Source organism: Termitidicoccus mucosus (genome assembly GCF_038725785.1).
GTDB lineage: Bacteria > Verrucomicrobiota > Verrucomicrobiia > Opitutales > Opitutaceae > Termitidicoccus > Termitidicoccus mucosus.
On sequence record NZ_CP109796.1, the window covers coordinates 6,120,523 to 6,134,021 of the forward strand.

11 protein-coding genes are annotated in these 13,499 nt (G+C 62.1%); 8 read left to right on the forward strand and 3 right to left on the reverse strand.

Translation table 11 applies throughout. The annotated features are described in order from the left end of the window. Positions 1-85 precede the first annotated feature (85 nt). The 5 genes from OH491_RS21385 (at position 86) to OH491_RS21405 (ending at position 5,894) form a co-directional block, all read left to right on the forward strand. Positions 86-1,492 (forward strand): TolB family protein, encoded by a 1,407-nt coding sequence (locus OH491_RS21385; protein ID WP_084442592.1) that lies wholly within the window; start codon positions 86-88, stop codon positions 1,490-1,492. Positions 1,493-1,690: 198 nt separating this feature from the next. Further along, positions 1,691-2,662: a M23 family metallopeptidase gene (locus tag OH491_RS21390; RefSeq protein ID WP_342750677.1), complete on the forward strand. Its 972-nt coding sequence runs from the start codon at positions 1,691-1,693 to the stop codon at positions 2,660-2,662. A gap of 109 nt (positions 2,663-2,771) precedes the next feature. Next, positions 2,772-3,557 (forward strand): (Fe-S)-binding protein, encoded by a 786-nt coding sequence (locus tag OH491_RS21395; RefSeq protein WP_068772513.1) that lies wholly within the window; start codon positions 2,772-2,774, stop codon positions 3,555-3,557. A gap of 89 nt (positions 3,558-3,646) precedes the next feature. After that, a complete protein-coding gene (locus OH491_RS21400) occupies positions 3,647-5,038 on the forward strand; it encodes a LutB/LldF family L-lactate oxidation iron-sulfur protein (protein ID WP_068772512.1) in 1,392 nt (463 codons plus the stop codon). A gap of 229 nt (positions 5,039-5,267) precedes the next feature. After that, positions 5,268-5,894, forward strand: a complete 627-nt coding sequence (locus OH491_RS21405; RefSeq protein ID WP_334319640.1) for a LutC/YkgG family protein — start codon at positions 5,268-5,270, stop codon at positions 5,892-5,894. Positions 5,895-6,176: 282 nt separating this feature from the next. Here the strand turns inward: OH491_RS21405 and OH491_RS21410 are convergent, their stop codons facing one another. Continuing rightward, positions 6,177-7,466 (reverse strand): CinA family nicotinamide mononucleotide deamidase-related protein, encoded by a 1,290-nt coding sequence (locus OH491_RS21410; RefSeq protein WP_068772510.1) that lies wholly within the window; start codon positions 7,464-7,466, stop codon positions 6,177-6,179. 87 nt (positions 7,467-7,553) lie between these two features. Here OH491_RS21410 and OH491_RS21415 point away from each other — a divergent pair, with 87 nt between their 5' ends. The 3 genes from OH491_RS21415 to OH491_RS21425 all read left to right on the forward strand — a co-directional run bounded on the left by OH491_RS21415 (position 7,554) and on the right by OH491_RS21425 (position 11,578). Continuing rightward, positions 7,554-9,089, forward strand: a complete 1,536-nt coding sequence (locus tag OH491_RS21415; protein WP_068772509.1) for an excinuclease ABC subunit UvrC — start codon at positions 7,554-7,556, stop codon at positions 9,087-9,089. 462 nt (positions 9,090-9,551) lie between these two features. Continuing rightward, positions 9,552-10,049 carry a hypothetical protein gene (locus OH491_RS21420; RefSeq protein ID WP_145929056.1) on the forward strand — a complete coding sequence of 166 codons (498 nt, stop codon included), beginning with the start codon at positions 9,552-9,554 and terminating at the stop codon, positions 10,047-10,049. A 329-nt stretch (positions 10,050-10,378) separates the two neighbouring features. Continuing rightward, positions 10,379-11,578, forward strand: a complete 1,200-nt coding sequence (locus OH491_RS21425) for a sialidase family protein (RefSeq protein WP_068772507.1) — start codon at positions 10,379-10,381, stop codon at positions 11,576-11,578. A gap of 365 nt (positions 11,579-11,943) precedes the next feature. On the opposite strand, the gene OH491_RS21430 is transcribed toward OH491_RS21425, so the two are convergent. Continuing rightward, the gene (locus OH491_RS21430) at positions 11,944-13,092 is read right to left on the reverse strand and encodes an SPFH domain-containing protein (RefSeq protein WP_068772506.1); all 1,149 of its coding nucleotides are present in this window, start codon (positions 13,090-13,092) and stop codon (positions 11,944-11,946) included. 21 nt (positions 13,093-13,113) lie between these two features. After that, positions 13,114-13,335, reverse strand: coding sequence for a hypothetical protein (locus OH491_RS21435; RefSeq protein WP_145929055.1), 222 nt, complete (start codon positions 13,333-13,335; stop codon positions 13,114-13,116). Positions 13,336-13,499: the final 164 nt, after the last annotated feature.

Below are 13,499 nucleotides of genomic sequence, written 5' to 3' on the forward strand. Positions count from 1 at the left end.
CAAACTGTCAGAAAACAAACCCCGCCATCCTTTACATCCAAGCGCGCATAGTCACGTCCTGTCTTTTCTCCCAACCCGAATCATCATGCAAAAATTCCCCCTTATCTCCGCGTTCTTCAAAATCGCGCTGTCTGCCGTCGCGTGTGCGCTCGTGGCTCCGCTCACGCACGGCGCGGCCTCGTCCGCGGTCGGCAAACGTTATCCGTCCGAGAAACACACCCTCGTTGACCGTGTGACCGGACGCACCGTCACGGTGCTGACGGCCTCGTCCTTCAGCGACTCGAAGCCCTACCAGACCCACGACACCTGGACGTCGGACGGCAAGTGGATCATCTTCCGCTCGCAGCGCGCCGGCAGCGGCCAGATCTTCGTCGTCAACGAAGTCACCGGCGACATCGTGCAGCTCACCGACAATCCCGTGACCGACAGCGGCTCGATCAATCTTTCGCGCAAGGAAATGAAGCTCTTCTACAAGCGCGGCGGTCCGCCGCCGCGCCGCCCGGGCGCGACCGAGGACGGCGCGGCCAAAGACCAGCAGCCCGCGCAGGTGGTCGAACTCAACCTCGACACGCTTTTGGCCGACAGCCTCGCCGGCCAGGTGAAAGCCCCCGAGACCTACGAGCGCGTGGTCGTCACGCTCCCCGACGACGCGCAAGGCGGCGGCTTCGCGCTCGATGCCGACGAAAAGACGCTCTACTGGAACGTCAGCCTCTGGCGTCCCGCGCCGCCGCCGCGCCAGCAGGCCGAGACCGCGCGCGACGCGAAGGGCAACCGCGCGATCGACAACCGCAACACCGACCCCACCGAGACCCGCGAGGCCGCGCGCCAGCGTTTCACCGAGGCCGGTAAGGGCAAAAGCGCCATCCGCGCCATCGACATCGCGACCGGAAAAATCCGCGACGTGATCACGGTTGACCTCCGCATGGGCCACATGCAGGCCAACCCGTGGACGCCCGGCGAAATCATCTACTGCCACGAGACCGGCGGCGACGTGCCCCCGCCTTTTAACCGCATCTGGGCGGTCAACGCCGACGGCACCAACAACCGCCCCGTTTACGCCGAGTTGCCCGACGAATGGGTGACGCACGAGACCGTCGCCGGCCCCGACGAGCTGCTGTTCAACATCATGGGCCACCTGCCCTACCTGCGCGAGCACGGCACGGGCATCGCGGTCGTGAACCTCCGCACCCGCGAGATGAAACTGCTCGGCCAGGTCGAGGAGGACATGCCCAACGGCACCAAGGGCGGCTTCTGGCATTGCAACGGTTCGGCCGACGGACGCTGGGCGGTCGGCGACACCTTCCTTGGCAGCGTGTATGCCATCAACCGCGAAACCGGCAAACGCACGCTGCTGACCACCGGCCACAAAATGCGCCCCGATCACACGCATCCGATCGTAAGCCCCGATAGCAAGCGCGTCGCCATCCAGTCCGGCCTGCTCACCGACGGCAAGGCGCTCAACATCATGGTCGTGTCGCTCCCGGAAGAGTAGGGCGGCGTTTATCGGACCTCTTCGGGAAATCATAATTGCCCGGTAATCCCGATATGCGCACGGGCGAGTCGCCCGTGTCACCCGACCCGCCACTTCCGTCGGTTTTTGCGGGACAATCGCAGCCGCGCCGGTTTTGTTGACGGGATGAAACCGGCGCGCGCTTGTTTTTTCCCGGCGGCTTTTTTTCTCGCGGCAACCTTGCTGGCGGGGCGCACCGAGATTGTCTGGCCCACGCCGAACACCGCCTTTTTCGACGGGAAACCCATCGAGGCGTTCATCCAGCCCACGGCCTCGGGCATCGTCGAGTCGGGATTGTATGGAGGCGTGCGCAACGGTGGCACCCGGTTTCACGAGGGGATCGATTTGTTTCCGCTGAAACGCGACCGGCAGGGCGAGCCGGTCGATCCGGTTTTCGCGGTGATGCCGGGCGTGGTGCGGCATGTCAGCACCCTGCCGGGAAACAGCAGCTACGGACGTTACATCGTGATCGAGCATCCGGGCGAAACTCCGGCGGTTTACACGCTTTACGCGCACCTGCGCGCAATCGAGCCGGGGCTGGCGGCGGGCACGGAAGTCGCGCGCGGCCAGCGCATCGCCACGATGGGGCGCAGCTCCAGCGTGATCGCCATCCCGAAGGCGCGCGCGCACCTGCATTTCGAGATCGGCGTGTGGCTGGCGCGGGATTTCCAGCGCTGGTATGACGCGCAAAAATTCGGCAGCCCCAACATGCACGGCATCTGGAACGGCCTGAACCTGATGGGGCTCGATCCGCTCGATTTTTACCGGTGCCTGCGCGCGGGCGGCGTGGCGGATTTTCAGGATTATTTTCGCCAGATGAAACCGGTGGTGCGCCTGCGCATCGCGAGCGGGAGCCGGATGCCGGATTTTGTGGAGCGGTATCCGTCGTTGCGCACCACGCCGGTGCAGGCGGCGGACGGGGTGGGTGGCTGGGAAATCGCGTTTAACGAAACCGGGATTCCCTTCGCCTGGACGCCGCTGCAAGCGCACGAACTGGCGGATTACAAGCCGGGCGAGGCGCGCGTGCTGGCGGTTGACGAGGCTTTGGCAAAAAAATGGCGCTGCAAGTCCCTCGCCGTGAAAACGCGCGGCCAGTGGCGCGCAGGCGACGATCTCGACACGGTGCTGCAATTGCTGTTCGGGCCGCGATGAGCGACCGTTTCGGCGCCCGCCTGTTTTTTCTATTTGCGCGACTTCAATCATAAATCTATCTTTATTCCCGATTCCGCGCCCTGCTTTCCGCATCACCAACGCCGCCATCATGTCCGCGCCAGCCACCAATCGACCCACCGGAAAAAACGTCCAGCTTATGGCCACGTGCCTGTGCGACGCCGTCTTCGACGACACCGCCATCGCCACCGTCGAGGTGCTCGAGCACCTCGGCTGTCGCGTCGCCTTTCCCGAGGCACAGACCTGCTGCGGCCAGCCCGCCTTCAACACCGGCGACTGGCCCGCCGCGCGCAAAGTCATGCGGCACGTCGTGCGCACCTTTGCCGGCGACGAGCCCATCATCGTGCCGTCCGCCTCATGCGCCGCGATGATGTTTCACGGCTCGCTGCTCGCCTTCGAAAACGATCCCGATCTTCCCGCCGTCCGGCAGGTCGGCGGACGCACTTGGGAACTTGTTGATTACATCGTCAACGCCCTCGGTGTCACCACGTGGCCCGGCCGCTTCGATGCCAAAATCGCCTTTCACCGCTCCTGCCACTCGCGCGGCACCGCCACCGGCGCCGCCGCGCTCGCGCTCCTCAATTCCATCGCGGGACTCACCGTCGTCCCCTTCGGCGAACCCGAGCAGTGCTGCGGTTTCGGCGGCACGTTTTCCGTGACCTTCCCGCACATCTCGAAAGCCATGGGCAACCTGAAGCTCGACCACATCCTCGCCACCGAGCCCGACCTCATCGTTTCCATCGACCAAAGCTGCCTCATGAGCCTCGCCGGCCTCGCCGCGAAAGGCGGCCGCCCCATCAAGACCATGCACATCGCCCAACTCCTGCGCGACGCGCTGCGCGCGTCGGAAGTGACAAGTGCCGGGCGGGAAAAGTAACAAGTGCCAAGTAACAAGTAACAAGAAAGTCCACTGGCGCGGCAGCGCCCCCATTCCGCATTCCAAAATCCGCATTCCGCATTTCTTCCGTGAAACACCAGCAAATCGACCAGTTCGCCGCCAGGCTCGCCGCCGACAAACGCGCCGCGGTTTACGACGGCTCGAAGTCCGGCTACGACGCCCGCCTCCGCGCCCTCACCACCAGTTACACCGCGCCCGACGCGCTCCGCCGCCTCGCCGGCGACATCAAGCAGCACACCGTCGAAAACCTCGATACCTACCTCCCGCAAGCCGCCGACCGCCTCGCCGCCAACGGCGCGCAAATCCACTGGGCTGTCGATTCCGAGGAAGCTTGCGCCCACGTCCTGCGCATCATGCGCGAGAACAACGCCACCAAAATCGTGAAGGCGAAAACCATGGTCAGCGAGGAAATCGGCCTCGCCCCCTACCTCGAAAAAGAGGGGCTCGAATGCCTCGAAACCGACCTCGGCGAATTCATCATCCAGATCGACCACGACCACCCCTCGCACATCGTCAAGCCCATCATCCACAAAAACCGCCGCGAAATCGCCGCCTCCTTTGAGAAAAACGGCCTCGGCGCCTACGACGACGATCCCACCACCATCACCCGCCGCGCCCGCCGGCACCTCCGCCACAAATACCTCGCCGCCGACATCGGGCTCACCGGCGCCAACTTCGTTTCCGCCGAAAGCGGCCGCATCGTCCTTGTCACCAACGAAGGCAACTCCCGCTTCTGTCTGGCCGCCACGAAAATCCATATCGCCCTGGTCGGCATCGAAAAAATCCTCCCCCGCGACCGCGACCTCGCCCTCTTCCTCAACCTCCTCGCCCGTTCCGCCACCGGCCAGCAGCTCACTTCCTACACCGAGTTCATCCGCGGGCCGAAATCACCCGGCCAGCCCGACGGCCCCGAACAAATGCACGTCATCTTCGTGGACAACGGCCGCAGCGAAGTCCTCGCCAGCAACTGCCGGGAAATCCTCCGCTGCATCCGCTGCGCCGCCTGCCTCAACGTCTGCCCCATCTACCGCCAGTCCAGCGGCCACGCCTACCGGGCCGTTTATCCCGGCCCTGTCGGCGCCGTCCTCACCCCGCTCCTCGCCGGGAAACGTTTCCCGGAACTCGCCGACCTCCCCAAAGCCTCGACGCTCTGCGGTGCGTGCAACGAGGTCTGCCCAGTCAACATCCCCATTCCCGATCTCCTCCTCCGCCTCCGCGACCGCGGCAAACAGGAAAAGAGCGAAGCTGCGCTCGCCGCCTCGCCGCCGATGGGCGAGTTCGCGATTCTGGCCAGCAGTCCCTTCCTCTGGAAAACCGCCATGAAAGCCGGCGTGATGGCCCCGCTCGTCCCGACTTTCCTGATGCCCGCCGCCGGCAAGACCTGGGTCCGCACCCGCGGCCTCCCTGCATGGCGCGGCGGCAAATTCCGCAAATGGATGAAAAACCGCCAAAAACATTGAACAGAAGAAAACAAAGACAACAAAGAGGATTATTATTTGGACAGGATTAACAAAATTAAAAACCAATCCTGTTGACCCTTAAAATTAGTTAATTCCGTCAAAATAAATAACCTTAAATTAATCATATATAAACGAGGAGCCGCCCGGCCCAAAATCTTTTTAAAAATCCGCCTTCTTTGTTTTCTTCGTTTCCTTCTGTTCAAAATAAAAAGTCTTTCGAACACTGCCCATGTCCTCCCGCGAAACCATTCTTGCCCGCGTCCGCGACGCCCTCGCTCCGCTCAAGCAGCGCGCCGCGTATCCGGAATTTCCTGACACCGTCGCCGTCTCTCCCGCGCTCGCGCCGCAACTCGCGCCCGGCTCCGATCTCTGGGCGGCCTTCTCCGCCCGCGCCCGCCTTGTCCACGGCACGCCGATGGAAGGCGGCCCCGCCGCCCTCGCCGCGTGGCTTCGCGAAAAAAAACTCACCCGCGGCTATTGCGACCCCGCGCTCCTCCCGCAATTCGAGCCCGCCCTCGCCGCCGCCGGGTTGACCATCGAGACCACCTTTGACCGCGCCCGGGTTGACGACTACGAATTCGGCATCACGCGGGCCGCCGCCGCCATCGCCGAGAGCGGAACGCTCGTTCTCTCCGACACCACGACCAGCAGCCGCCTCGCCGCGCTCGCCCCCTGGGTGCACGTCGCCACGCTTACCCGCGACCAAATCCACGCCACCCTTGCCGATGCCGTCGCGGCCCTGGGCGACGATCCCAATCTCATCTGGTGCACCGGCCCCTCGCGCACGGCCGACGTGGAAGGCATCCTTATCGAAGGTGTCCACGGCCCCGGCGAACAAATCGCCCTTCTCGTATAACAAGTTTGAGCCGGGAATTTATAGTGTTTTCATTTAACCTTGGCGCGGCAGCGCCGGTAGGGCGAAGCCTCCGGCTGAGCTGCGGCTCGGCGGGGACGCCTCGCCCTACCATTTGGGCCAAGGTTGAGAGAAAATACTATACCATTTGTTTTATCAAAAACGCGCATTGGAGGGCGTCCTTCCATTATTATGCATTTGAATGCGAAATAGTTTAAGTTGGAGCCGGCAGACGGTATTTCGATCTGAAACTTAAAACTTCAACTCAAAGCTCAAACTTCCCGCTCACATCCGCATCGAGGGCGCGCCCGCCTCCAGCCCTGAGGCCGACCGCGTCCGCAGCAATTCCCGCCGCAGCCAGTCCAGCGCCGCATTCACCGCGCGCTGCTTCGCGATCTCGCGCGATCCCGGGAAACTCAGTTGTTTCGCCCAGGCCCCTTTCGGTGAATACAGCCCCATGAAAATCGCCTCGCCCGCCGGGACGCTGCTGTCTCCCCTCACGCCCGTGATCGACAGCGCATAGTCGGCGCCCAGCCGTTCCGCGGCGCCCGTTGCCATCGCGACCGCGGTCTCCCCGCTCACCGCGCCATGCTGGATCAGGATGTCCTCCGGAATGTCGAGCAACTGCATCTTGGACTCGTTGCTGTAGCACACGCAGCCGCCCGCAAAAAACTTTCCCGCGCCCGACACCTCCGCGAAGCAATTCGCCAGCATTCCGCCCGTCGCGGTCTCCGCCACCGCCAGCATGCGCTCCCCCGAGCGGAGCAAGTCGGCCGTCACCTTGGCGAGCGAATCGTGCCCGAAGCACAAAAAATCATCGCCCAGCAGGGCCGCGCACTCCCGCGCCAGGGCCTCCAGTTCCATCCGCCCCATCCGCCCGTCCGGCGAACTCAGCCGGCAATCCACCGCGCCCAAATGCGCGCACCACGCCACCGAAAGCGCGTCTCCGTGCCGCGCCAGCACCGGCGCGAGCCGCGTTTCCAGCAGCGACTCGCCGATGCCCGCCGTGCGCACCTGCACATACGCCTCGCCCTCCGCCAGCAACCCGCGCGCCGCCAGTCGCGGCAGCACTTGCGCGACAAACATCGGCTGCAATTCGCTTGGCGGCCCCGGCAGCATGCACAGCACCTTGCCGTCCTGCTCCACCCATATTCCCGGCGCCGTGCCGTTCGGGTTGGGCAAAAGCTCCCCGCGCTCCGGCCGCATCGCCTGCTTCAAATTATTCTCCGTCATCTCGCGCCTCATCCGCGCAAAACGCTCCCGGATCGCCGCCGCAGCGCCCTCGTCGAACACCAGCCGCTGCCCGAGCACGCCTGCCACCGCCTCGCGCGTCCGGTCGTCGCAGGTCGGCCCCAGTCCGCCCGACGTGATGACCACGTCCGCCGCGGCCCAGCTCTCCGCAAACTGGCGGGCGATGACCTCCGCGTCATCCGTCACCGTGACGTTGCGCGCCAGCGCCAGCCCGCGCCGCGCGAGTTGCGCCCCGACAAACGTCAGGTGACTGTTCGCCGTCAACCCCAGCAGCAGCTCATCGCCCAGCGTCAGCAATTCGATCCGAGTGTGTTTGGGAGTCATAAGGAATGGGTTTACATGTCTTCGTGGTTTGCTTCTTTTCTCCAAGAACGCCCATAACTTCAAAAAAATAAGTTAAACTTTTTAAAAATGCGAACACAGCCTCCAGATAAGCCGTCCGCCGTTTCGCCCGCTGGCGACGGCGCCCCGCTCACGCTGAAGGAAAAAGTTCGCCGGCTTCCCGGCAAACCCGGCGTTTACCTCATGAAAGACCGCCTTGGCCGCATCATCTACGTCGGCAAGGCCAAAAATCTCAAGAAACGCGTCTCCAGCTACTTCACCCCGTCGCGCCGGGCCCTCGTGCAGCAGCCTAAAATCCGCGCTCTCATCGGCCTGATCGAGGACTTCGACACCATCGAGGTCCGCTCCGAGCCCGAGGCGCTTCTCCTCGAAGGCCGCCTCATCAAGCAATGGAAGCCCCGCTACAACACCGATTTCGTGGACGACAAGCGCTTCCTCCTCGTCCGCGTCGATCTCCACGAACCCATCCCCCGCTTCCGCCTCACGCGCCTCCGCAAGGATGACCGCTCCCGCTATTTCGGCCCCTTCGCCCACTCCGGCCTCCTCCGCAAGACGCTCGCCCAGATGCGCCGCCAGTTCGGCATCCTCCTCGCCGACGCGGCCCCGCAAAAACTGCCCGACGGACGCTGGCAGCTCTACGACGACATCCGCCAGGAAATCTACGGCCGCGCCAACGAAGTATCGGAAAACGAATATAAACAACGCGCCCTCGACGCGTGCGACTTCCTGGAGGGCAAATCCCGCGAATGGCTCGCCACCTTGCGCGACGAGATGATGACTGCCGCCGCGAAACAGGAATTCGAAAAAGCCGCCGAGCTTCGCGACATCGCCCAGGCCCTCGAAAAAACCCTCGCCCCCGCCCGCCGCTTCGAGCGCGAGCAGCCTCTCCCGCCTCCCGCCGGCGACGCGCCCGCCGCCCTCGAAGCCCTTCGCGCCGCCCTCGGCCTCCCCGCGCCGCCCGCGCGCATGGAATGCTTCGATATCTCCCACATTTCCGGCACCTACGTCGTCGCCTCCATGGTGCACTTCGCCGGCGGTCTCCCCGACAAAAACCACTACCGCCGCTACCGCATAAAATCCTTCACCGGCAACGACGATTTCCGCGCCATGGAGGAAGTCGTCGGACGTCGCTACCGCCGCCTCCGCGACGAACAGAAACCGTTCCCTGAGCTCGTGGTCATCGACGGCGGGCGCGGCCAGGTCGCCGCCGCGCTTAAATCCTTCGTCGCCCTCGGGCTTGAACCGCCCGCGCTCATCGGCCTCGCGAAAAAACACGAGACGATCATCTTCCCCGACGCCCGACCCCCGCTGAACCTGCCGCTCACCCATCCCGGCCTGCAACTGCTCCAGCGCCTCCGCGACGAAGCCCATCGTTTCGCCAATACCTACAACGCCGATCTCCGCACCAGAAAGATAAAGGAATCGGTCTTGGACGATTTCCCCGGTCTCGGTCCCGTCCGCCGGGCCGCGCTGCTCGCCCACTTCGGCAGCATGGAAAGGCTCCGCGCCGCCGGGGAGCAGGAAATATCGAAGGTGGAAGGCTTTGGCGGAAAGCTGGCGGGAGAATTATACATGTTTCTCCACGCTGAAGCCGGGCAGGAGTAAAAATCGCCAAACGCGCGAAGCCGCCGCATCGCCTGCGCTGCGCTCGCTGCCGCGGTATCGCCCACTCCCTCGCATCATGCTTTGACTCCACTTTGAGCTGCATCCGGGCGATCCCATGCGGCCACGTTGGTCGATCAAATTGCGAGGTCCGTCGCTGTTTGCGATGCCTGTTGCAGGAACTTTTAAACGACGGACACGGAGGGCACGGAGCCAAGAGGAAGCTTTTCAATTTTCAGGAAAACAGAGTCGCGGGGGCGCTCGGCTGAAAACTAAAACCTTCCTCCGAACTCCGTACCCTCCGTGATTTAATCTCTCTTCTCTGCCATTCAACCTAGCTGGGAACCGTCATATGCTGTTATTTTGCCTATTATTGATAAGCATTATAAAAATAGTAACTTATTGACTGGTCTGATAAATAAATAATATATATTTATATTTTAGCGATTGAATTTAATGCAAACCATGGATTTCACCTTCCCGCGCCTCCCATGTCGCAGCGACTCCGCCCGGTCAAAAGCAAGGGGTCTCTTAATTTTTATTCTGACCATGCTCTTCGCGCCTGCCTTTGCGGGTCAATCCGCCCCTGCAAGCAAGCCGCTCCAATATACCGAGCAGGAGGAGCCGTATATTGCCAAGGCATTCGATTCGTTCATCCAGTTGGTCCAAAAACGCGAGTTGCCCGCCGATACGCTGTCCTACCCGACCCATCTTTCGCGGATGGATGACGACATGATTGTCGTTGCCCAATCGTTTTATGTATCCCCGGGTGAAATAAGGGGCTTCGAGTTGATTATTCCCAAGGATGCTTTGCATGAGCGCGAGTCGATTCTCTTTCAAAAGGAGCCCCTCGTCATTGAAAACGAAAATACCCGGCAAAACATAAAGCGTCTGGTCTTGAAGAAAAAATCAAGAGGGTGGACCACCGCTTTCAGCCAATCCGCAAGGCAAAAGGAGCAATAAGGCTGCCCGGCGCCAAAGAGGGTGGGGCGGAAAGACGGGTTGCGGGGAGAACCTCTCCGAAAAAATCCTGCTGCTCTCGCCCGCCGCGCTTGTTTCCGCCGACGATCCTCCGGTCTTGGTGGATTTCCTCATCGGGCACGCCAGACAAACCGCCGGGAAACAGCCCGGTTGCAAAAACATGACCGGCGTGCTCCCGCATGGTTCATGAACAATACCTTGGCTATGATGTTTTGCCTGCCCGGGTGCTTGCGTAGAAACCGGGGATTGCTCCGGTTGTGCCGCTTGATACCGTTCCGCGACGCCCCCAAAATAATATTCCCCGTCAAGTCATGATTAAACAAAAAACAATAATTACATTGTTCCTCTCCATGCTGCTTTCCATCGCGCCGACGCTGGCCGCGAAACCCGGCACGGAGGATGCGCTGGTGGAAAAAGAGAACCTTTTCGAGGTCACGCCTGACGGCGAATACCGCTCGATTCGCATTCCCTGCATCCTCGCGCTGCCCGATGACAGCGTGCTCGCCATCACCTCCGCGCGCAGCGCCGTGTCCGACTGGGCGGTCATCCGCCTGCTCATGCGCCGCAGCCCCGACGGCGGCAAAACCTGGGAGCCCGCGCGAGTCCTGGTCGAGGACGGAGAGAACGTGGTGGACAATCCCGTTGCCATCTGGGACGCGAAAAAGCAGGTCGTCCACTTCCTGTATCAAACCAATTACGAACGCATCTGGCACATGGAGAGCGCCGACGGTGGAAAAACCTTCTCCAAGGCCGTGGACATCACGCCGCAATTGGGCGGATTCCAGAAAAAATACAAATGGAGCGTGATCGCGCCGGGCCCCGCGCACGGCCTGCAAATGAAAAACGGACGCATCGTCATTCCCGTGTGGCTCTGCCCCGGCGAGCCGAATCCCTCCGGCAAAGGCAAGGCGCATCGTCCGTCCGTGACCTCGGTCATATACAGCGATGACAGCGGGGCGACGTGGCACTGCGGCGATATTGTGCCGGACACGCTAAAAAACATGAACGAAACCGTCGCGGTCGAGGCCGACGACGGCGGCGTGCTGCTGTTCATCCGCAACGAGGACAATGCTTATCGCATCTCGGTTTCGCACAGCAAGGATGGCGCGACCGACTGGTCGAGGCCGAAGCTGAACGACGCGCTCTATTCGCCGATCTGTTTCGCCAGCGTGCTGCGCCTTTCCGGCAGGGAGGACGGCAAAAGTCGCATCCTGCTCTGTAATCCCGACAGCAGCGGCAAGACCAGGCGCCTGGTGAAGTGGGGAGGCCGCGCCCGTGAAAATCTCACCTTCAAGCTCAGCTACGACGGCGGCGAGACCTGGCCGGTCGTGAAGGTGCTCGAGCCCGGCCGGGCCGCCTATTCCGACCTGACCATGCTTTCCGACGGCACCATTCTCTGCATGTATGAGCACGGCCATATGTCGGACAATGTATATAACACCCGCTACATGACCGTCGCCCGTCTGAATCTCGAATGGCTCACCGATGGCGAGGATTCGCTGAAAAAATGATGCCGGTAGTTCGGATAAATTTGGGGCTCCTCGCTATTTTGAATGGCTGAAAAGAGAGATTTAATACCAGTTTCCAACCCTTTATAGACTTATCAAGGTAGGGCGAGGCGTCCCGCCGAGCCGTGGGTCAGCAACGGCTCGGCGGGACGCCTCGCCCTACCTAAAAATAAATTTCGTTCGGAAATGGTATCACCACGGAATGCACGGAGTTCGGAGGGAGGTTTTCAGTTTTCAGCCGGGCGTTTCCGCGTCGTTGTTTTTCTGGGAACTGAAAACTTCCTCTTGGCTCCGTGCCTGCGTGGCTTAAAAATTCCTGCAACCGGCATCGAAAATGGTGAGGAATCAGAAAATTACATTGGAGGCTATCAACGCCGGGCCGGTGTCGTCGCGGGTCCGGCGGCGGCCCCGCTCATCACGGAGTCGATGGCGCGCAGGAAGGAATCGCTCAGGAGGTTGATCTTCATGTCCTGCGGCAGGTAGCCGGAGATGTTTTGAAACGCGCCGCTCATCGACTTCGCCACTTCGATGCGCACAAACGCGTCCGCGCCTTCCGCGGCGTAGGCGCCGAGCTTCAGGCGGGTCGCCTCGGCCTCGGCCTTGCCGATGGCGGTGATGGCGTCGGCGCGCAGCAGGCTTGAGGTCTGCTCGCCCTGGGCGTTGAGCACCATGCGGTTTTTCTCGGCCTCGGCGGCGAGTTCGACCTGCTTGGCCTGCGCCTGCGCGGCGAGGACCTGTTGCTCGGCCTCGCGCTCGGCGGAGAGGATGCCGACCTCCTTGTCGCGTTTCGCGTCCACGACCGCTTTCTCGTAGGCGGCCTGCGCCTCGGCCTTGGCGCGCTCGGCGCGGGCCTCGGCGGCGCGGGTTTCCTCGATGGCGCGCAGGCGTTCCTGCACGGCGACCTGGCGGGCCTTGATTTGCTCCACGTAGGCGGGGTCGAGGCCGATGTGCTCGATGACGAAGTTTTCCACGGTGATGCCGCGTTTATACATTTCGGAATTGTGCGACATGAGCGCGGCGGAGATGTCGCTTTGGAGCTTCACGAGGCCTTCGCCCGAGTAGGCGTCGAGCGCGGTGCGGGTGGTGGCGCAGTCCTTCACGATGCGCATGATTTCGGGGCGGAGGATTTTTTCCTCCACGGCGTCGCGCACGGTCTTGTGCTGGTCAACGACGTGCGCCGGGTCGCGGCGCCAGCGCACGCTGAGCGAGATGCGCATGTCCTGGCCCTCGGAGGATTGCACGAGGTAGCTGTCGCTCGAGCGGCCCTCGCCGTAGGTGTAGTCGGGTTTGTCGTTCATCACGAACACCTGCGACGACATGTCATACTTGAACACCTTTTGCGTGAAGCCAGGGACAAGCACATAGGTCTTCGGCTGGAGCGGCGTCGCCTCGACGCCGCCGCCCCAGGTTTCCTTCACTCCGAGCTGGTTGCCCTCCACCGTCGTGATGGTGACGACAAGCACGCTGGCAATGATGAGCACAAGGGCGGCCACGCCCGCGATGATGAGTTGTTTCATGAGGTGGATATGGTGTTGGTGTTATTTTTTGTTTTTCAGGTAGAGAATGGTGCACACGCCGAGGTAAATCACGAACAGCGCGGCGATAAGCGGCAGGAGCAGCCGCACGACGGAGGCGCGCAGGAGAATCGCGAGCACGAGCGTGACGACCCACGCCGCGATGAACCCAAACACAATCGCCCACGAGAAAACGGGCTTCTTCGCGGTGAGTTCGATGATGTCGGGATCTTTGCTTTTGCGCATGATGAAAACGACATGCGATGGGAGGATCGGATCTTTGACGAGCCAAATCAAAGCGCGCACAGGGAGATGCTTCCGTCCGTCCGGCGGCATCACGCGCGGTCCCGTGCGTGCCATCAACCCATTCCTCGCCGGGCATCCAGAAATTTTCGACTGTCCGGGCGCTG

Excerpts from the sequence above, each read along its gene's own strand:
- OH491_RS21425 (WP_068772507.1), top strand. The coding sequence starts at position 10,379 with ATGATTAAACAAAAAACAATAATTACATTGTTCCTCTCCATGCTGCTT.
- OH491_RS21395 (WP_068772513.1), top strand. The coding sequence starts at position 2,772 with ATGTCCGCGCCAGCCACCAATCGACCCACCGGAAAAAACGTCCAGCTT.
- OH491_RS21405 (WP_334319640.1), top strand. The coding sequence starts at position 5,268 with ATGTCCTCCCGCGAAACCATTCTTGCCCGCGTCCGCGACGCCCTCGCT.
- OH491_RS21435 (WP_145929055.1), bottom strand. The coding sequence starts at position 13,335 with ATGCGCAAAAGCAAAGATCCCGACATCATCGAACTCACCGCGAAGAAG.
- OH491_RS21410 (WP_068772510.1), bottom strand. The coding sequence starts at position 7,466 with ATGACTCCCAAACACACTCGGATCGAATTGCTGACGCTGGGCGATGAG.
- OH491_RS21420 (WP_145929056.1), top strand. The coding sequence starts at position 9,552 with ATGGATTTCACCTTCCCGCGCCTCCCATGTCGCAGCGACTCCGCCCGG.
- OH491_RS21385 (WP_084442592.1), top strand. The coding sequence starts at position 86 with ATGCAAAAATTCCCCCTTATCTCCGCGTTCTTCAAAATCGCGCTGTCT.
- OH491_RS21430 (WP_068772506.1), bottom strand. The coding sequence starts at position 13,092 with ATGAAACAACTCATCATCGCGGGCGTGGCCGCCCTTGTGCTCATCATT.
- OH491_RS21415 (WP_068772509.1), top strand. The coding sequence starts at position 7,554 with ATGCGAACACAGCCTCCAGATAAGCCGTCCGCCGTTTCGCCCGCTGGC.